This is a genomic window from Massilia sp. Bi118 (assembly GCF_918697865.1).
Taxonomy (GTDB): domain Bacteria; phylum Pseudomonadota; class Gammaproteobacteria; order Burkholderiales; family Burkholderiaceae_D; genus Telluria.
Genome location: NZ_CAKKMV010000002.1, coordinates 84,691 through 102,000, shown reverse-complemented (window position 1 = coordinate 102,000; position 17,310 = coordinate 84,691). Strand labels below are relative to the sequence as shown.

Here is a 17,310-nt window from a genome sequence, read left to right as displayed (position 1 = left end):
CTTGCGCACCGAAGGAACCACCCCATGATTTTCCTGCGTCTGCTTGCCCTGCTCGCGGGCAGCCTCGTCCTCATCCTGCCGCCCATCGTGGTGGCCGGAGATGCCCACCCCGGCATGCCGGGCTGGATCGCCGTCGGCGGCCTGGCCGGCCTGGCGCTGGTGGCCCTGAGCTTCCTCTACATCGCCGCGCTCGGCGACCGCATGCGCCGCTCGGCCCACGCGCGCGCCCTCGGCGGCCTGCTGCTGCTGATCCCGGCCTCCGCCGCCATCACCATGCTGGCCACGCGCACCGACGAAGCGCTGCTGTGGGCCAGCGGCACCCTGCTGTCGTTCACGGTCCTGATGTTCATCAGCTTCGTGTTCCCGGTCACGCCGGATCGCCGCCAGCGCCCGATGCGCCAGCGCGAGCGTCTCGAACCTGCGCTGGTGCTGGTGAAGCGTCATCCTTCGGCTGAACGGCGCGGCGCATCGCGCGTCTGATTATCCCGGCGCCGGGCGGCGCTTTACGAGGTGCCTGTCGAGGGCATTGGCAAACTGCTGACGGTCGGCCTGGCTGAAGGCGCTGGGGCCGCCGGTGTCGACGCCGCCGCTGCGCAACTCTTCCATGAAGGCCCGCATCGTCAGCTGCTGGGCGATATTGTCCTTGGTATAAAACTCGCCGCGCGGATTCAGCGCATCTCCACCCTTTTCGAGCACGCGCGCCGCCAGCGGAATGTCGCCGGTGATCACCAGGTCGCCCGGCGCCAGGCGCTCGACGATTTCGGTGTCGGCCACGTCCGGCCCGCTCGGCACCTGGACCGCGCGGATGAAGCGCGAACCCGGCACCCGGATCAACTGGTTCGCAATCAGGGTCACCTGCAGCTGCAGGCGCTCGGCCACGCGAAACAGGATGTCCTTGATCACGCCCGGACAGGCATCGGCATCGACCCAGATTTCCATCTTCGGCCCCGCCTTATGCCGGCGGCAGGTTGTCCCACAAGTCGCCCGTCGGGCTGATGCGGGGTGCGGCGACGCCGAAGTGTTTATACGCCAGCGGCGTCGCGATGCGGCCGCGCGGGGTGCGCTGCAGATAGCCCTGTTGGATCAGGTAGGGTTCCAGCACGTCCTCGATGGTGTCGGCAGCCTCGCCGATCGCCGCCGCCAGGTTGCCGATGCCGACCGGGCCGCCGGCAAACTTGAACAGCACCGCCTCCAGCAGCTTGCGGTCCATGACGTCGAAGCCGACGGTGTCGACGTCGAGCATCTTGAGCGCGCGGTCGGCCATGTCCTTGGTAATCTCGCCGTTGCCCTTCACTTCCGCATAGTCGCGCACGCGGCGCAGCAGGCGGTTGGCGATACGCGGCGTGCCGCGCGCACGCTTCGCGACTTCGCGCGCGCCTTCCTCGTTGATCGGCGCCTCCAGCAGCGCGGCGCTGCGGGTCACGATCCTGGTGAGCTCTTCGACGTTGTAGAACTCCAGGCGCGCGACGATGCCGAAGCGGTCGCGCAGCGGATTGGTCAGCATGCCGGCGCGGGTGGTGGCGCCGACCAGCGTGAACGGTTGCAGGTCCAGCTTCACGGAGCGCGCCGCCGGGCCCTCGCCGATCATGATGTCGATCTGGTAGTCCTCGAGCGCCGGATACAGGATCTCCTCGACCACCGGCGACAGGCGGTGGATCTCGTCGATGAACAGGACGTCGTTGGCTTCCAAGTTCGTCAGCAGGGCCGCGAGATCGCCCGGACGTTCCAGCACCGGGCCGGAGGTCTGGCGCAGGTTCACGCCCATCTCGCGCGCGATGATGTGGGCCAGCGTGGTTTTACCCAGGCCCGGCGGACCGAACAGCAACGTGTGGTCCAGCGCCTCGCGGCGCTTGCGGGCAGCGGAGATGAAGATCTCGAGCTGGTCGCGGATCTTCGACTGGCCCACGTATTCGTCGAGGTGCTTGGGCCGCAGCGCGCGCTCGATCGCCTCCTCGTTCGGCGAAGCCGGCGCGGCGTCGATGATGCGCTGCTCGGTGAAGTTGTCGGTCTGGATGCTCATGGTTGCGTTTAATCATCGTCGTTCCCGCGAAGGCGGGAACCCAAGTTTGCATGCGTTTCGTTAGCTCAAGCAAAACTTGGGTCCCCGCCTGCGCGGGGACGACGTGGTGGTTATGCCTTCGACAGCGACTTCAAGGCCAGCTTGATGCCGTCGGAAACACTGGTCCCCGCCGGCATGTTCTTGATCGCCGCCAGCGCTTCCTTGTCAGAATACCCCAAGGCCAGCAGCGCATTGAGCACGTCTGCCTGGGCATCGTCCTGCACGGCGCCGCCGACCGCGCCGATGTCGGCGCCCAGCTTGCCCTTCAGTTCCAGCAGCAGGCGCTCGGCGGTCTTCTTGCCGATGCCCGGCACCTTGACCAGGCGGCCGGCTTCCTGCAGGGTCACGGCCTGGGCCAGGTCGGCCACCGACATCCCGGACAAAATCGACAATGCCGTCCGCGCGCCGACGCCGGTGATCTTGATCAGCTGGCGGAACACGGCGCGCTCGTTGGCAGAGCCGAAGCCGAACAGCAGGTGCGCATCCTCGCGCACCACGTAGTGCGTGAACAGTACCACCTTCTCGCCGGTGTGCGGGAGGTTGTAGAAGGTGCCCATCGGCACGTCGACCTCATAGCCGACGCCCTGGCAATCCACGAGCACTTGCGGGGGATTCTTTTCCAGCAGTACGCCGGAGAGACGACCGATCATCGGTAACCTTTCTAAGTTTTATCAGGACGAGACCAGGCGGCCGCGCCGCATGTGCAGGCCCTGCTTTTCCGGCGCCAGCGCGCCGATCAGCGCCAGCGCATCCATGCCGTGGGCGTGGCAGATCGCGATGCCGAGGGCATCGGCGGCGTCGGAGCCCGGCAGGCCGGGCAGCTTCAGCAGGCGCGCCACCATTTCCTGGACCTGGGCTTTCACGGCTTTGCCGCTGCCGACCACGGCTTGCTTGACCTCGGCAGGCGTGTATTCCGCCACATCCAGGTCGGCGCCGACGAGGGCCGTGATGGCCGCGCCGCGCGCCGCGCCGAGCAGCAGGGTCGACTGCGGGTTCACGTTGACGAAGACGCGTTCGATGGCCGCGCAGGCCGGCTTGTAGGTGGCGACGACTTCGCTGATGCCGGCCAGGATGATCTTGAGGCGCGGCGGCAAGGCGCCTTCCGTGCCGGTCTTGATGGTGCCGGACGCGATATAGCGCAGCCGGTGACCGTGTTTTTCAATGACCCCGAACCCCGTCGTGCGCAGGCCCGGGTCGATGCCGAGAATAATCATTATCGAATGTTATACCGGCTGGCTTGTTTCGTGGGAAAAATACTGTGCAAAAACACAGGTCGTGGTGGGTTTGTCACCACGACCGTAACGTCAAATCAATGACGGAAGTGACGCGTACCAGTATAGAGCATCACCACCCCGCGCTCATCCGCCGCATCGATCACTTCCTGGTCGCGCATCGAGCCGCCCGGGTGGATGACGCAGGTCGCGCCGGCGTCGACCACCACGTCCAGGCCGTCGCGGAACGGGAAGAAAGCGTCCGAGGCCACCGCCGAACCCACCAGCGACAGGCCGGCGTTATGCGCCTTGATCGAGGCGATGCGGGCCGAGTCGATGCGGCTCATCTGGCCGGCGCCCACGCCCAGGGTCATGCCGCCGGCGCAGAATACGATCGCATTCGACTTGACGAACTTGGCCACGCGCCAGGCGAACATCAGGTCCTGCATCTGCTGCGGGGTCGGCTGCAGTTTCGAAACGACGCGCAGGTCGGCCGGCAGCACGTTCTTGGCATCCGGCGATTGCACCAGCAGGCCGCCGCCGACGCGTTTGACGTCGAAGGCGTTCTGGCCGTCGCCCAGTTCAATTTCCAGCAAGCGCACGTTCTGCTTGGCCGCCATGATCTGGCGCGCTTCCGCCGTGAACACCGGAGCGATCACGACTTCGACGAACAGCTTGGCGATCGCTTCCGCGGCGCGGCCGTCGACCGGCACGTTGAAGGCGATGATGCCGCCGAAGGCCGAGGTCGGATCGGTCTTCAGCGCGCGCTGGTAGGCGTCCAGCGCATCGGCGCCGATCGCCACGCCGCAAGGATTCGCGTGCTTGATGATCACGCAGCCGGCCGGCTGCTCGAAGCCGCCCATGGTCTTGACGCATTCCCAGGCCGCATCGGCGTCGGCGATATTGTTGTACGACAGTTCCTTGCCCTGCAGCTGGCGGTAATTCGCCAGGCTGCCGGCGCTAGGGGCCAGGTCGCGGTAGAAAGCGGCGCTCTGGTGCGGATTCTCGCCGTAGCGCATGTCCTGGACCTTCTCGAAGTGCAGGTTCAGGGTCTGCGGATAGGCGGCGCGGGTGGCGTGCTGCTTGTCTTCGCCCAGGCTGGTCAGGTAATTGGTGATGGCGCTGTCGTATTGCGCGGTGTGCGCGAAGACCTTCTTCGCCAGGCGGAACTTGGTGTCGTAGCCGACATCGCCTGCTTGCGTACCCGTGCCCTTCATTTCCGCCAGCACGACGCCGTAATCGGCCGGGTCGACGATCACGACCACGTCACGGTGGTTCTTGGCCGCCGAGCGCAGCATGGTCGGGCCGCCGATGTCGATGTTCTCGATCGCATCTTCCAGCGAGCACTCCTGCTTGGCGACGGTCGCCTGGAAGGGGTAGAGGTTCACCACCACCATGTCGATCTGCGGGATGCCGTGCTCTTCCAGCTTGGCGATGTGCTCGGGGAAGTCGCGGCGTGCCAGGATGCCGCCGTGCACTTTTGGGTGCAGGGTCTTGACGCGGCCGTCCAGCATTTCCGGGAAACCCGTGTAGTCGGCGACTTCGGTGACGGGCACACCATTGTCCTGCAGCAGCTTGGCAGTGCCGCCGGTCGACAGGATGTTCACGCCGAGTGCGGACAGCGCGCGCGCGAAGTCGAGCACGCCGGTTTTATCGGAAACGGAGATGAGGGCTTGTTTGATCATGGGAGAGGCCTGTTGATAAAAATCGGTGCGAGCAGGGAGTTTCCATTACGCCGGACAGGGCCGGCGCACGCTCGCACGCCGGCCCCTCCGCCGGCGCTTACAGCAGCCCGTGCTCCTGCAATTTCTTGCGCAAGGTATTGCGATTGATGCCCAGCATCTGCGCGGCATGCGACTGGTTGCCTTCGGCGCGCGTCATCACCACTTGCAGGATCGGTTTTTCGACGGTCAGCAGCATCATGTCGTAGATGTTCGAAGGTTTTTGCTCGCCCAGGTCGTTGAAATAATCTTCGAGACTTTTCTGAACGACTTCCTGGATACTTTCTTTGCTCATGTGCTACTTCGCCTTGGTTAATGTGCCGCTTGTGGCAGCCCTGTCTCCGATTATTATTATTTTTTTACTACTATTCTTATGCCGCGATTGCGACGTCATCCGAATGCGCGGGCCGGTATTGTAACCGCTCGCCAAACCGGTGTTGCGATTTGAAAAATTCATCCACGGCCGCCAGCTGCTCGGCGGTCGATTCCAGCAGGTTCATGCGCTGGCGGAATTCTTCGCCGCCAGGCAGGTCTTCGACATACCAGCCGATGTGCTTGCGCGCGGTACGTACGCCCAGGTATTCGCCGTAGAAGGCATAGTGGGCCGGCAGGTGTTCGTTCATCAACTCGCGCACTTCGTCGACCAGCGGCGCCGGCAGATATTCTCCGGTGCGCAGGAAGTGGTCGATTTCGCGGCAAATCCACGGACGGCCCTGGGCCGCGCGCCCGATCATGACAGCGTCGGCGCCCGTATGGTCGAGCACGAATTTCGCCTTTTCCGGGGTCGTGATGTCGCCGTTCGCCACCACCGGAATCGACACGGCAGCCTTCACCGCGGCGATGGTGTCGTATTCGGCATCGCCCTTGTAGCCGTCGGCGCGGGTGCGGCCGTGCAGGGTCAGCATCGCGATGCCGGCCTGCTCGGCCATGCGCGCGATGACCAGGGCGTTCTTGTTCTGGCGATCCCAGCCGGTGCGGAACTTCAGCGTGACTGGCACGTCCACCGCGCGCACCACGGCTTCGAGAATGCGCTGGACCAGGTCTTCGTGCTGCAGCAGGGCCGAACCGCACCAGTTGTTGCAGACCTTCTTGACCGGGCAGCCCATGTTGATGTCGATGATCTGGGCGCCGCGGTCGACGTTGAACTTGGCGCACTCGGCCAGTTCTTCCGGCACCGCCCCGGCGATCTGCACCGCCTTCGGCTCCATCTCGCCGGCATGGTCGGTGCGGCGCGCACTCTTTTCGCTTGCCCACAGGCGCGGATTCGAGGCTGCCATTTCCGACACCGCATAGCCGGCGCCAAGCTTCTTGCACAGCTGGCGGAATGGGCGGTCGGTCACCCCGGCCATGGGGGCGACAAAGACGTTATTGCGCAGCGCGTAAGGACCAATTTGCACGGGAGAAAAACCAGGAGAAAAATCGGGAACTCGCTATTTTACCCGAACCGCTGCTCAATTTATCAGCACACTTTTTTGTGTGTTGCAAATCTGACATACCTTAGTGTCATTCCGCTTGTCAGCTCAGCTCGTCCAGCACGGCCGGCCGGAGATGCGCGACCTCGCCCCAGCTTTCCAGCGCCAGCCTGCCCTCTTCCAGGCGGAAGCGGTTGATGCTGGCGTTGTAGACCTTGAAGTCGCGCGGGGTTTCCAGCGGCAAGTTCAAGGCCATCCGGTAGGCGCATTCGAGCACGCCGCCGTGGGCGACCATGGCGATCGTGCGGCCCGGATGGTTTGTCGCGAGGGCCAGGATGGCGCCGGTGGAGCGCTCGTAGAACTCGCGGAAGGTCTCGCCGCAATTTTTACCACTTGGCAAAATTGCGTCGACGTCGCGCGCCTGCCAGGCCGCGAACTCGGCCGGGAAGCGTTGTTCAATTTCGCTGTACAGCAAGCCTTCGAAGCCGCCATAGCAGCGCTCGCGCAAGCCAGGCTCGACCATCAGCGGCATGCCGCGCGGCGCGGCCACGGCCTGGGCGGTCTGGCGCGCCCGTCCGAGGTCGCTGGAGACGATCAGGTCGATGTGCTCAGGCGCCAGCGCCTCGGCCAGCAGCCGGGCCTGGCGTTCGCCTTCCGCGTTCAATGCGATGTCGAGGTGGCCCTGCAGGCGCCGTTCAGCATTCCATGCGGTTTCCCCATGGCGGATCAGGATGATCTTCAAATTTTCTACTTTTACTTATCGATGATGGTGGCGGCGATTTCCGGATTCAGCGAATACACGCCGAAGATGCGGGCTTCGTCCAGGATGTGGCCCATGATGGCGAGGCTCGCCTCCTTGCCCGTGAAGCGCCCTTCCAGCGGCAGGCGCGGGATGTCGAGGGCGTAGAGCGTGAACACGTAGGTGTGCACCCGCTCGTCGTTCCAGGGCGGACAGGGTCCGTCGTAGCCGTAGTATTCGCCGGCCATGTCCGGATCGTTGGCGAACCAGCCGGTGTAATCGTTGACGCCGTGGCGCAGCTGGTGCTCGGTGCCGTTCTTGATCGTGAACGGCACCAGTGGATCGCTCTTGCCGCCCGGGGTCACCATGTCCGAGAACAGGCCCTCGGCAAAGGAATCGAGGACCACCGGGATGTCGACCAGCGACCAGTGATAGAAGTCGGTGCGCGCCAGCGCGTCCGGCACCGTGCGGCCTTCCCGGTTGACGTTTGCGCCGTCGGTCGGCACGTCGAGGTCGTGGCACAGCAGCACCAGCGATTCGGCGCCGGCCGGCACCTCGTCCCAGGCGATATGGGGGCTGCGATTGCTCGACAGCTTGATGTGGCTGCCGGGATCGATCTCGGCGAACGCACAGCGTGGCGGAATCGGGCCGCCTTCGGTAAAGGAATCGCTCCAGATCTTCATGGCTACCTCCGTTCGCGCCTACTGCTCCTGATTACATTGACCAGCACAAGGCGCCGCAGTTTCAGCTTGACACCTTGGGTGGATCAATACGAAGCCAGAAAGTGACTGGACCGTCATTCGTCAGCGACACCTGCATGTCCGCGCCAAAGCGGCCGGTCTCGACATTACCGTGTCGTTCGCGCGCCTGGCGCACGAAATGCTCGAACAGCCGGCGCCCGTCTGCAGGCAGCGCGGCCGGCGAGAACGAGGGCCGGGTTCCGGAGCGGGTGTCGGCCGCCAGCGTGAACTGCGGCACCAGCAGCAGGCCGCCCTCCACGTCGGTGACGCTGCGGTTCATCTTGCCGGCCTCGTCGGAAAACACACGGTAGCCCAGCAGTTTCGCCAGCAGCGCATCGGCCTCGCGCGCGGTATCGCCCTTTTCGGCACAGACCAGCACCATCAGGCCGTGCCTGATGGCGCCGATGGTTTCGCCTTCGACGACGACGCTGGCCTGGGTGACCCGCTGGAGCAGGCCGATCATGCCGCGGCGAGGGTCACGCGGGCGAACTTGCGCTTGCCGACCTGCAGCACGAAGGTACCGGCCTGGACCTGCAGGGCCTTGTCGGACACCACGGTGCCGTCGATGCGCACACCGCCCTGGTCGATCATGCGCATCGCTTCCGAGGACGAGGCGCACAGGTTGGCGGCCTTCAGCAGTTGCGGCAGGCCCAGCGGAGCGCCGGACAGGCTGACTTCCGGCACGTCGTCCGGAATGCCGCCCTTGGAACGGTTGACGAAGTCGGCCAGCGCGTCCTCTGCCGCCTGCTGCGAATGGAAGCGCGTCACGATCTCCTGAGCCAGGGCGACCTTGGCGTCGCGCGGGTTGCGGCCGCCTTCGACTTCGGCGCGCAGCGCGGCCAGGTCCTGGATCGAGCGGAAGGACAGCAGCTCGTAGTACTTCCACATCATCACGTCCGAGATGCTCATCAGCTTGCCGAACATGGTGTTGGCCGGCTCGGTGATGCCGATGTAGTTGTTCTTGGACTTCGACATCTTCTCGACGCCGTCCAGGCCTTCCAGCAGGGGCATGGTCAGGATGCACTGAGGCTCTTGGCCGTAGTCTTTCTGTAGCTCGCGGCCAACAAGCAGGTTGAATTTCTGATCCGTTCCACCTAGCTCAAGGTCTGCTTTCAAAGCGACCGAATCATAGCCTTGCATGAGCGGATACAGGAACTCGTGGACCGAGATCGGGGTCCCACTCTTGTAGCGCTTGGTGAAGTCGTCGCGCTCCATCATGCGCGCCACGGTGTAGCGCGAGGCCAGCTGGATCATGCCGCGCGCGCCCAGCGGGTCGCACCACTCGGAGTTGTAGCGGATTTCGGTGCGCGCCGGATCGAGCACCAGCGAGGCCTGCTTGAAATAGGTCTGCGCATTGGTCTCGATCTGCTCGCGGGTCAGCGGCGGGCGGGTCACGTTGCGGCCCGACGGGTCGCCGATCATCGAGGTGAAATCGCCGATCAGGAAGATCACCTGGTGGCCCAGGTCCTGCAGCTGGCGCAGCTTGTTCAGCACCACGGTGTGGCCCAGGTGCAGGTCGGGCGCGGTCGGGTCCAGGCCCAGCTTGATGCGCAGCGGGACGCCGGTCTGTTCGGAGCGCGCCAGTTTCTGGGCGAATTCGCTCTCGATCAGCAGTTCGTCGACGCCGCGTTTGGCGATTGCAAGGGCTTCCTGGACGGCCGCGCTCAAGGGAAGAGGCGCGGCCCCGGCGGAAGTTGCAGTTTTGGCATTACCAGAAAGCTCGGAGGAAGTCATAAAATTCTTGTAGGAATATGGCTAAAACGGTTGTAGGACCCCGTATTTTGATATAATTCGCGATCCCGTCAATCTTGCCGCATGAAAAGTTTCACAGACAACAAGTAAGAAAACAAAAAGAAAAAGCGTTCGTCTTGGGACAGTGAAGCGGTAAATTTTAACTGATTGCATGAACCCAATACAGAAAATCACTGGCAAGCGCTGGTTCGGTCTCGCGGAAACGAGCCGTAAAACCCGCATCCTTGCGGGCGGCGCCGCTGCCCTGGCACTGTGTGCCTTCGGCGCGACCGCAGTCGCCCCGATCGCGCCGGACGCCGCAGACATCCCCGTCAAGTCCATCGCCCAGGACCTGCAGCTGCCGAACCTGGCAGACCAGATCGCAGCCCTGCAGCAAGACCAGCAGCAATTCATCCACGAAGAACGTATCCGTCCGGGCGACTCCCTCGGTTCCGTCTTCACCCGCCTCGGCATCGACGACCAGCAGGCAGCGGCCTTCGTCCGCAGCGACAAGCTGGCGCGCAGCATCCTGAGCCTCAAGACCGGCAAGCGCATCCAGGCTGAAACCGACGAGAACGGCCTGATGCTGTCGCTGCGCGCGACCATCCCGGTCAGCAAGGATCAGTTCAATACCGTCACGGTGATGCGCAAAGGCGACAAATTCGTCGTCAGCAAGGCCCCGGCTGAGCTCGAGCGCCGCGTCGAAATGCGTTCGCGCGAAATCACCTCCTCGCTCTACGCTGCCACCGACGCCAACGTCGACGGCGGCCAGATCCCGGATTCGGTGGTCAACCAGATCATCGAAATGTTCTCGACCAGCATCGACTTCCGCGGCGACCTGAAGCGCGGCGACCGTTTCAACGTCGTCTACGAAACCTTCTACCAGGATGGCGAACTGGTCCGTACTGGCCGCGTGCTGGCCGGCGAATTCGTCAACCGCGGCGTGGCTTACCAGTCGGTCTGGTACGAAGATCCGCAAACCCACCAGGGCGGCTACTACAGCCTGGACGGCAAGTCGCTGAAGAAAGCCTTCCTGAAGTCGCCGGTCGCCTTCACCCGCATCTCCTCGGGCTTCTCGATGCGCGTGCACCCGGTGTTCAATGTCTGGAAAGCGCACAAGGGCATCGACATGGCTGCCCCGATGGGCACCCCGATCCGCGCCGCCGGCGACGGCACCGTCGATTTCGCAGGCGTGTCGAATGGCTACGGCAACATGGTCGTGCTCAAGCACTGGTCCAACTACAGCACCGCCTACGGCCACATGAGCCGCTTCGCCAGCGGCATGCGCAAGGGCCAGAAGGTCCATCAGGGCGACGTGATCGGCTATGTCGGCGCCACCGGCTGGGCAACCGGCCCGCACCTGCACTATGAATTCCGTGTCGGCGGCAACGCCATCGACCCGATGGCGCAGAAGAACCTGCAGCAGCAGCCGCTGACCTCGGGCGAACTGTCGCGCTTCCGCACCACCGCCGCCGTCGAGATGTCGCACCGCTTCTCGCTGCTGAATCCGGCAGGTAACGCGATGGCTGCTCGTTAAGATCCAGCCGAATTGCAGATAGAATAAGGCGCCTTGCACTGAAGAGTGCAAGGCGCTTTTCTTTTGACAACCCTATTCATGGGGTCAGAGCCCGAATTTCTCGGGTGGGCTCTGCCCCCATCTGACTATCATGCCCGCTTCCTCTCTCTATATTGGCCTGATGTCCGGCACCAGCCTGGACGGCGTCGACGGCGTGCTGGCCGATTTCTCCGGCCGCGGCATCCGCACGCTGCAAGCCGCCTTCACGCCCTTCCCCGCCGCGCTGCGCAAGGAATTGATGGCCCTGCAGGCCGCCAGCGAGAACGAACTCGAGCGCGAGGCGCTGGCCGCCAACGCCCTCGCCCGCTGCTATGCCGAATGCGTGCAGCAATTGCTGGCCCAGGCGCCAGGGCCGGTGCGCGCCGTCGCCGTGCATGGCCAGACCATCCGCCACCGCCCGGAACTGGGTTTTACGCGCCAGACCAATAATCCGGCCCTGCTGGCGGAACTGACGGGCGTCGACGTGATCGCCGACTTCCGCACCCGCGACATCGCCGCCGGCGGCCAGGGCGCGCCGCTGGTGCCGGCCTTCCACGAGGCCCGCTTCGGCAAGCCGAAAACGGTGCGGGTGGTGGTGAACATCGGCGGCATCGGCAACATCAGCGTGTTGCACGGTGACGGCCGCGTGAGCGGCTATGACACCGGGCCGGGAAATGTGCTGATGGATTTGTGGGTTGCGCGCCACACCGGCAAGGCTTATGACGAGGACGGCGCCTTCGCAGCTTCCGGCAAGGTCGACGAGCAATTGCTGGAGATTCTGCTGGACGAGCCCTACTTCCGCCAGCCGCCGCCCAAGAGCACGGGCCGCGACCTGTTCCATGCAGAATGGTTGGATGGGAAGCTGGCGCAGCATACCGGCCTGGCGTCGGCGGACGTGCAGGCAACCCTGACGCGGCTGACAGCGGTGTCGATCGCGCGCGCAATCCAGGCGGAAACGGCGGATAAGCCGGCCCAGGCGGTTTACGTGTGCGGCGGCGGCGCCTACAACGGCGTGCTGTTGCGCGACATCGAAGCGGCGCTGGGCGGCGGGATTCCGGTCAGGTCGACCGAGGAGCTGGGCGTGGCGCCGAATCGGGTGGAGGCGCTGGCCTTTGCCTGGCTGGGTTATCAGTTCACCCGGCGCAGGCCGGGGAATTTGCCGGCGGTGACGGGGGCGAAGGGGCTTCGCGTTTTGGGTGCGCTGTACCCTGCTTGAACTGGTGGGCACAGGGTGCCCACCCTACGGGCGGCAACGTGGGGTGGGCTCCCCGAGCCCACGCACCAATGAAAAAGCCGCCCGGCATGCCAGGGCGGCTTTCTTTTCTTGAAACGGACGCTTACGCCGAGAACGACGAACCGCAGCCGCAGGTCGAAGTGGCGTTCGGGTTCTTGATGACGAACTGGGCGCCTTCGAGGTCATCCTTGTAGTCGATTTCCGCGCCGACCAGGTACTGGTAGCTCATCGAGTCGATCAGCAGGGTGACGCCGTTCTTTTCCATCGCGGTGTCGTCGTCGTTCATGATCTCGTCGAAGGTGAAACCGTACTGGAAGCCGGAGCAGCCGCCACCCTGCACGAACACGCGCAGTTTCAGGTCGGGATTGCCTTCTTCTTCGATCAGCTGGGCGACCTTCTGGGCGGCGCTATCGGTGAAATTGATGGGCGACGGCATGGCGTCCTGCTCTTGCGAGCGATGCAATTCGGCGATTGCGGTCATGGATAAACTCCTGATTGAATTCGGATTTCGTCCATTATAGACGGTTGGCGCCAGTCATGCTGATGCCCCTTCCGCCGTTACACCTAAATGAAACACCGGCTCGGCGGCCGGCATCGGGGCAGCTTCGTGGGTCAGCTTTCCCGTCACCAGGGCGCCGCCATGCATTTCCAGCAGGCGGTAATGGACATCCCCATGTATGCGGCCTTTCGGCTGTAATTCAAGCAGTTCCGTCGAACGGACCGTCCCGGCGATATAGCCATTGACGACCAGGTTGGCGCAGCGCACCTCGCCCTCGATGCGGGCGTGCTCGGAGACGATCAGGACGCTGTCGGCTTCGCCGCCGGCGATCACGTTGCCATGCACCTCGCCGTCGATGCGCAGGCCGCCGGTGAATACGAGGTCGCCTTCGATGCGCGCGGAAATGCCGATCAGGCTATCGATTTCGCTTTTTGCATTACGACCGAACATGGTAGTCCCCTCGCGTAGTGATGCGTTGCCAGGCACGGCATTGCACAGGTCAATTTACCGTGCTCAACACCTGCTGCCTTGATCTGCATCTTGTCAGCAACCCTTGCGAGGGGATGGCGCTTACGGCAACAGCGCGACTTGCTTCAGTCCCATGTTTTCCGGCACGCCGAACATCAGGTTCATACACTGCACAGCCTGGCCGGCGGCGCCCTTGACCAGGTTGTCCTGGACCACCAGGATCACCACGGTGTCGCCGCCGTCCGGACGGTGCAGCGCGATGCGCAGCATGTTCGAGCCGCGGGTCGAGCGGGTTTCCGGATGCGAGCCGAAGGGCATGACGTCGACGAATTCGTCATCACGGTAGGCATCTTCGAACAGGGCCTGCAGGGCGGCGTTGTCGATGTCATTCGTCAGGCGCGCGTACAGGGTCGAGTGCATGCCGCGGATCATCGGCACCAGGTGGGGCGTGAAGATCAGGCCGACTTTCTGCTCGGTGTAGCGCTGCAGCTGGGCCGAGGTCTCCGGGGTGTGGCGGTGGCCGGCCACGCCGTAGGCCTTGAAGTTGTCGCTGGCTTCCGAGAACAGGGTGCCGATCTCGGCCTTGCGGCCGGCGCCCGAGACGCCCGACTTGCTGTCGGCGATCAGGTTGCCGGCATCGATCAGGCCGGCCTTCAGCAGCGGGTAGAAGCCCAGCTGCATGGTGGTCGGGTAGCAGCCCGGATTGGCGATCAAGCGGGCCTTCCTGATGTCTTCGCGGTTCAGCTCAGGAAGACCGTACACCGCCTCCTCGATCAGCTCGGGGGCGGTGTGCTCCATCTTGTACCACTTCTCGAAGGCGGCGCGGTCCTTCAGGCGGAAGTCGGCGGCCAGGTCGATGACTTTCACGCCGGCAGCCAGCAGCGCCGGGGCCTGGGCCATGGCGACGCCGTGCGGCGTGGCGAAGAACACGACGTCGCACTTGCTCAGGTCGGCCTTGTCCGGGCTCGAGAAGGCCAGGTCGACGTGGCCGCGCAGCGACGGGAACATGTCCGCCACCGGCAGGCCGTCTTCCTTGCGCGAGGTGATGGCGGTCAGCTGCACCTCGGGATGGGCTGACAGCAGGCGCAGCAACTCCACGCCCGTGTAACCGGTACCACCAACGATGCCAACTTTGATCATGTTCTTTCCTTCGTAAGTAAATAAATGCCAGCAAGGCTGAGGGTGCAATTTTATGCGAAAAATCAAACCGGGGTCAGACCCCTGAATTTGGCAAGATTCGCAAAAAAATTCGGGGTCAGAACACTTTTTCGGATGATGAAAAGTGTTCTGACCCCGAATTTTTGACTCCGGATTTTTTAAACAAAAAAGCCGCCGGCTTTGCAGCGGGCGGCTTTCTGTCTGGCAGCAGCGCAGAAGCGCTGCAGATCCAATTAACGCTTCGAGAATTGCTTTGCGCGACGTGCTTTGCGCAGACCAACTTTCTTACGCTCGACTTCACGGGCGTCACGGGTGACGAAACCGGCACGTGCCAGATCGCCCTTGAGGCCTGCATCGTAGTCGATCAGTGCACGGGTGATGCCGTGGCGCACTGCACCTGCCTGGCCGGACTCGCCGCCGCCATGCACGTTGACCTTGATGTCGAAACGCTCGACGTTGCCGGTCAGTTCCAGCGGCTGACGGATGACCATCAGGCCGGTTTCGCGCGAGAAGTACTCGGCGGCCGGTTTGCCGTTCACGATGATCTGGCCGGTGCCTGCCTTGATGAAGACGCGGGCGACTGCACTCTTGCGACGGCCGGTGCCGTAGTTGTAGTTACCGATCATGTCAGTTCCTTAGAATTCGAGTGCTTGCGGTTGCTGGGCGGCGTGCGGGTGGGTTGCTTCCGCGTAGACCTTCAGCTTCTTGATCATTGCGTAGCCCAGCGGGCCCTTCGGCAGCATGCCTTTGACAGCTTTTTCCAGGGCACGGCCCGGGAAGCGCTGTTGCATTTTCAGGAAGTTGGTTTCGTAGATACCGCCCGGGTAGCCCGAGTGACGGTAGTAGGTCTTGGCGGTGGCCTTGGTGCCGGTCACGCGCAGCTTGCCTGCGTTGACGACGACGATAAAGTCACCGGTGTCGACGTGCGGAGTAAATTCCGGCTTGTGTTTGCCGCGCAGTCGGCGTGCCACTTCGCTGGCAACACGTCCGAGGACTTTGTCCGTCGCGTCAATCACGTACCAATCGCGCTGGACTTCATGGCCCTTAGCGGAAAAAGTTTTCATGTTGACTTCCTATATATAGGTGTAAATGCTCAAATGGTGGTTCCGCAAAAGAAACTGCGGACTCGGCCTTGTTGTCTTTTCCTGAGCAAATGGAAAGCCCACGATCATAGCGGATCTCAGCCTCTCCCGTCAAGCCAGCCCTGGCGAGATCGCAAGCAGGTTCATGCGCGCTCGCCCACGCTCAAGTATTAATGCAATTTTGCAACTTTTGATTGACCGTAAAAAGAATAGCAATTTAGTATGGTCAACATCGAAGAGGAGGCTCCGTGAAAATCCGTCCCATCCTGTCTACCCTGCTTGCACTGCTGTGCTCAGCATCCGCGCTTGCCGCCCCCGCTGCCCCCGATACGGCCGCAGCCGCGAGCAAGCCCACCGCCCGGAGCTGCCACCTGCCCGGCGCCGAGGAAGCGCTGCGTTGTTTATCCGTCGCCGCCCCGCTCGACTACGCCAAGCCGAAAGAAAACACCCTGAAGCTGCACGTGACCGTGGCCCCGGCCTTCCGCGAATCGGCGCGCCCCGACCCGCTGTTCGTGCTGGCCGGCGGTCCCGGCCAGGCCGGCAGCGACGTGCTGGTGCTGCTGTCGGCCGCCTTCAAGCGCGTGCGCGCGACCCGCGACATCGTCTTCATCGACCAGCGCGGCACCGGCCTGTCCGGCAAGCTCGATTGCGAAAGCCCGCCGAACGAGGAGCTGCTGAGCGACGCCGAGCTCGAAGCGGCCCTGCGCAGCTGCATCGCCACGAAGAACGTCCCCTTCGCCGCCTACACCACCGCGGCGGCGGCGCGCGACATCGAACAGGTACGCAAGGCCCTCGGCTACGGCAAGGTCAACGTCTGGGGCGGCTCCTACGGCACCCGCCTCGGCCAGGCCTATGCGCGCGCCTTCCCGGACAGCGTGCGCAGCCTGGTGCTGGACGGCGTCGCCGCGCCCGAGCAGGTGATCCCGGCCGGCGGCCGCGACGGCCAGGCCGCGCTCGACAAGCTGTTCGCCCAATGCGATGCCGACGCCGCCTGCCACAAGGCCTACCCGAACCTGCGCGCCGAATGGGACACGCTGGCCGCGCGCGCCGAGGCCGGCCTGAAGCTGGCGATTGCCGATCCGCGCACGGCGCAGCCGGTGACCTTCACCATGACCGGCCCGCGCTTTTTCGGCACCGTGCACAACATCCTGTATTCGCCGGCCGACGCGCGCCGCCTGCCCTTCCTGCTGCACAGCGCCTACCAGGGCCGCTGGGAGCCTTTCATCGCGCGCCACAACATCGCCGGCGACTTCGCCAGCGACGCCTCCAGCGCCATCCTGCTGCACCTGGCCGTGGTCTGCGCCGAGGACGTGCCGCGCATGACCCCCGCGCTGATGAAGGAAGACGCCTCGATGCTTACACGCCCGCTGGCCGACCGCATTCCGAACCTGTGCAAGACGATCAAGGTGCCGGCGGTGCCGTATGTCGAGCCGGCCCCGATCCAGGCCCCGGCCCTGCTGCTGTCCGGCGCCCTCGACCCCGTCACGCCGCCGCGCCGCGCCGAAAGCGCCGCGCGCCGCATGCCCAAGGCCCAGCAGCTGGTGGTGGCGAATGCCGGCCACGGCGTCTCGCAGCTGGGCTGCGCGCCGCGCCTGCTGCGCGATTTCCTCGACCGCCCGGGCAGCCCGCTGGATGCGAAATGCCTGTCCGAGATCCCGGCCCCGACCTTCCAGCTCGGCAGCGCCGGGCCGCAACCCTGAA

General features: G+C 64.1%; 20 protein-coding genes. 4 read left to right on the top strand and 16 right to left on the bottom strand.

Annotated elements, in window-relative coordinates; genetic code table 11:
- Positions 1 to 24 precede the first annotated feature (24 nt).
- Positions 25 to 480 (top strand): hypothetical protein, encoded by a 456-nt coding sequence (locus LQV39_RS03075; RefSeq protein WP_230020276.1) that lies wholly within the window; start codon positions 25 to 27, stop codon positions 478 to 480.
- Here LQV39_RS03075 and LQV39_RS03070 read toward each other — a convergent pair whose 3' ends face one another.
- From LQV39_RS03070 to tyrS, 11 genes are all read right to left on the bottom strand, one after another.
- Positions 481 to 939 carry a YaiI/YqxD family protein gene (locus LQV39_RS03070; protein ID WP_230020275.1) on the bottom strand — a complete coding sequence of 153 codons (459 nt, stop codon included), beginning with the start codon at positions 937 to 939 and terminating at the stop codon, positions 481 to 483. It abuts the gene before it with no gap.
- Between the two features lie 13 nt (positions 940 to 952).
- On the bottom strand, positions 953 to 2,020 hold the full coding sequence (gene ruvB / locus LQV39_RS03065; protein ID WP_230020274.1) for a Holliday junction branch migration DNA helicase RuvB: 1,068 nt from the start codon (positions 2,018 to 2,020) through the stop codon (positions 953 to 955).
- A gap of 110 nt (positions 2,021 to 2,130) precedes the next feature.
- Positions 2,131 to 2,709 carry a Holliday junction branch migration protein RuvA gene (gene ruvA, locus LQV39_RS03060; protein WP_230020273.1) on the bottom strand — a complete coding sequence of 193 codons (579 nt, stop codon included), beginning with the start codon at positions 2,707 to 2,709 and terminating at the stop codon, positions 2,131 to 2,133.
- Between the two features lie 21 nt (positions 2,710 to 2,730).
- Entirely contained in the window at positions 2,731 to 3,273 is a 543-nt protein-coding gene (gene ruvC / locus LQV39_RS03055; protein WP_230020272.1) for a crossover junction endodeoxyribonuclease RuvC, read from the bottom strand.
- Between the two features lie 95 nt (positions 3,274 to 3,368).
- On the bottom strand, positions 3,369 to 4,955 hold the full coding sequence (gene purH / locus LQV39_RS03050) for a bifunctional phosphoribosylaminoimidazolecarboxamide formyltransferase/IMP cyclohydrolase (RefSeq protein WP_230020271.1): 1,587 nt from the start codon (positions 4,953 to 4,955) through the stop codon (positions 3,369 to 3,371).
- A gap of 97 nt (positions 4,956 to 5,052) precedes the next feature.
- Entirely contained in the window at positions 5,053 to 5,286 is a 234-nt protein-coding gene (locus tag LQV39_RS03045) for a helix-turn-helix domain-containing protein (protein ID WP_056447956.1), read from the bottom strand.
- A 76-nt stretch (positions 5,287 to 5,362) separates the two neighbouring features.
- The gene (dusB, locus tag LQV39_RS03040; RefSeq protein ID WP_230020270.1) at positions 5,363 to 6,388 is read right to left on the bottom strand and encodes a tRNA dihydrouridine synthase DusB; all 1,026 of its coding nucleotides are present in this window, start codon (positions 6,386 to 6,388) and stop codon (positions 5,363 to 5,365) included.
- 118 nt (positions 6,389 to 6,506) lie between these two features.
- The gene (locus LQV39_RS03035; RefSeq protein WP_230020269.1) at positions 6,507 to 7,145 is read right to left on the bottom strand and encodes a histidine phosphatase family protein; all 639 of its coding nucleotides are present in this window, start codon (positions 7,143 to 7,145) and stop codon (positions 6,507 to 6,509) included.
- 11 nt (positions 7,146 to 7,156) lie between these two features.
- On the bottom strand, positions 7,157 to 7,825 hold the full coding sequence (locus tag LQV39_RS03030; protein WP_230020268.1) for a YbhB/YbcL family Raf kinase inhibitor-like protein: 669 nt from the start codon (positions 7,823 to 7,825) through the stop codon (positions 7,157 to 7,159).
- Positions 7,826 to 7,886: 61 nt separating this feature from the next.
- A complete protein-coding gene (gene dtd / locus LQV39_RS03025) occupies positions 7,887 to 8,345 on the bottom strand; it encodes a D-aminoacyl-tRNA deacylase (protein ID WP_230020267.1) in 459 nt (152 codons plus the stop codon).
- Positions 8,342 to 9,616, bottom strand: coding sequence for a tyrosine--tRNA ligase (tyrS, locus tag LQV39_RS03020; RefSeq protein WP_230020266.1), 1,275 nt, complete (start codon positions 9,614 to 9,616; stop codon positions 8,342 to 8,344). The genes dtd and tyrS overlap by 4 nt, the downstream gene beginning before the upstream one ends.
- A 169-nt stretch (positions 9,617 to 9,785) precedes the next feature.
- Here tyrS and LQV39_RS03015 point away from each other — a divergent pair, with 169 nt between their 5' ends.
- Complete coding sequence (locus LQV39_RS03015) at positions 9,786 to 11,150, top strand: peptidoglycan DD-metalloendopeptidase family protein (protein ID WP_230020265.1); 1,365 nt, start codon at positions 9,786 to 9,788, stop codon at positions 11,148 to 11,150.
- Between the two features lie 130 nt (positions 11,151 to 11,280).
- Positions 11,281 to 12,384 carry an anhydro-N-acetylmuramic acid kinase gene (locus tag LQV39_RS03010; protein ID WP_230020264.1) on the top strand — a complete coding sequence of 368 codons (1,104 nt, stop codon included), beginning with the start codon at positions 11,281 to 11,283 and terminating at the stop codon, positions 12,382 to 12,384.
- 121 nt (positions 12,385 to 12,505) lie between these two features.
- Here the strand turns inward: LQV39_RS03010 and erpA are convergent, their stop codons facing one another.
- The 5 genes from erpA to rplM form a co-directional block, all read right to left on the bottom strand.
- The gene (erpA, locus tag LQV39_RS03005) at positions 12,506 to 12,883 is read right to left on the bottom strand and encodes an iron-sulfur cluster insertion protein ErpA (RefSeq protein WP_230020263.1); all 378 of its coding nucleotides are present in this window, start codon (positions 12,881 to 12,883) and stop codon (positions 12,506 to 12,508) included.
- Positions 12,884 to 12,937: 54 nt separating this feature from the next.
- Positions 12,938 to 13,351: a polymer-forming cytoskeletal protein gene (locus tag LQV39_RS03000; protein ID WP_230020262.1), complete on the bottom strand. Its 414-nt coding sequence runs from the start codon at positions 13,349 to 13,351 to the stop codon at positions 12,938 to 12,940.
- A gap of 120 nt (positions 13,352 to 13,471) precedes the next feature.
- The gene (argC, locus tag LQV39_RS02995; RefSeq protein WP_230020261.1) at positions 13,472 to 14,509 is read right to left on the bottom strand and encodes an N-acetyl-gamma-glutamyl-phosphate reductase; all 1,038 of its coding nucleotides are present in this window, start codon (positions 14,507 to 14,509) and stop codon (positions 13,472 to 13,474) included.
- Positions 14,510 to 14,760: 251 nt separating this feature from the next.
- The gene (rpsI, locus tag LQV39_RS02990; protein WP_028102305.1) at positions 14,761 to 15,153 is read right to left on the bottom strand and encodes a 30S ribosomal protein S9; all 393 of its coding nucleotides are present in this window, start codon (positions 15,151 to 15,153) and stop codon (positions 14,761 to 14,763) included.
- A 9-nt stretch (positions 15,154 to 15,162) separates the two neighbouring features.
- The gene (rplM, locus tag LQV39_RS02985; protein WP_230020260.1) at positions 15,163 to 15,591 is read right to left on the bottom strand and encodes a 50S ribosomal protein L13; all 429 of its coding nucleotides are present in this window, start codon (positions 15,589 to 15,591) and stop codon (positions 15,163 to 15,165) included.
- A gap of 266 nt (positions 15,592 to 15,857) precedes the next feature.
- Here rplM and LQV39_RS02980 point away from each other — a divergent pair, with 266 nt between their 5' ends.
- The gene (locus LQV39_RS02980) at positions 15,858 to 17,309 is read left to right on the top strand and encodes an alpha/beta fold hydrolase (protein WP_230020259.1); all 1,452 of its coding nucleotides are present in this window, start codon (positions 15,858 to 15,860) and stop codon (positions 17,307 to 17,309) included.
- Position 17,310: the final 1 nt, after the last annotated feature.

Bases quoted from the DNA above. Each gene is read 5' to 3' on its own strand.
- ruvA (WP_230020273.1), bottom strand. From the start codon at position 2,709: ATGATCGGTCGTCTCTCCGGCGTACTGCTGGAAAAGAATCCCCCGCAA.
- LQV39_RS03045 (WP_056447956.1), bottom strand. From the start codon at position 5,286: ATGAGCAAAGAAAGTATCCAGGAAGTCGTTCAGAAAAGTCTCGAAGAT.
- LQV39_RS03070 (WP_230020275.1), bottom strand. From the start codon at position 939: ATGGAAATCTGGGTCGATGCCGATGCCTGTCCGGGCGTGATCAAGGAC.
- LQV39_RS03010 (WP_230020264.1), top strand. From the start codon at position 11,281: ATGCCCGCTTCCTCTCTCTATATTGGCCTGATGTCCGGCACCAGCCTG.
- LQV39_RS03075 (WP_230020276.1), top strand. From the start codon at position 25: ATGATTTTCCTGCGTCTGCTTGCCCTGCTCGCGGGCAGCCTCGTCCTC.
- dtd (WP_230020267.1), bottom strand. From the start codon at position 8,345: ATGATCGGCCTGCTCCAGCGGGTCACCCAGGCCAGCGTCGTCGTCGAA.
- ruvC (WP_230020272.1), bottom strand. From the start codon at position 3,273: ATGATTATTCTCGGCATCGACCCGGGCCTGCGCACGACGGGGTTCGGG.
- rpsI (WP_028102305.1), bottom strand. From the start codon at position 15,153: ATGATCGGTAACTACAACTACGGCACCGGCCGTCGCAAGAGTGCAGTC.
- argC (WP_230020261.1), bottom strand. From the start codon at position 14,509: ATGATCAAAGTTGGCATCGTTGGTGGTACCGGTTACACGGGCGTGGAG.
- purH (WP_230020271.1), bottom strand. From the start codon at position 4,955: ATGATCAAACAAGCCCTCATCTCCGTTTCCGATAAAACCGGCGTGCTC.
- LQV39_RS03015 (WP_230020265.1), top strand. From the start codon at position 9,786: ATGAACCCAATACAGAAAATCACTGGCAAGCGCTGGTTCGGTCTCGCG.
- tyrS (WP_230020266.1), bottom strand. From the start codon at position 9,616: ATGACTTCCTCCGAGCTTTCTGGTAATGCCAAAACTGCAACTTCCGCC.
- rplM (WP_230020260.1), bottom strand. From the start codon at position 15,591: ATGAAAACTTTTTCCGCTAAGGGCCATGAAGTCCAGCGCGATTGGTAC.
- ruvB (WP_230020274.1), bottom strand. From the start codon at position 2,020: ATGAGCATCCAGACCGACAACTTCACCGAGCAGCGCATCATCGACGCC.
- LQV39_RS03030 (WP_230020268.1), bottom strand. From the start codon at position 7,825: ATGAAGATCTGGAGCGATTCCTTTACCGAAGGCGGCCCGATTCCGCCA.
- erpA (WP_230020263.1), bottom strand. From the start codon at position 12,883: ATGACCGCAATCGCCGAATTGCATCGCTCGCAAGAGCAGGACGCCATG.
- LQV39_RS03000 (WP_230020262.1), bottom strand. From the start codon at position 13,351: ATGTTCGGTCGTAATGCAAAAAGCGAAATCGATAGCCTGATCGGCATT.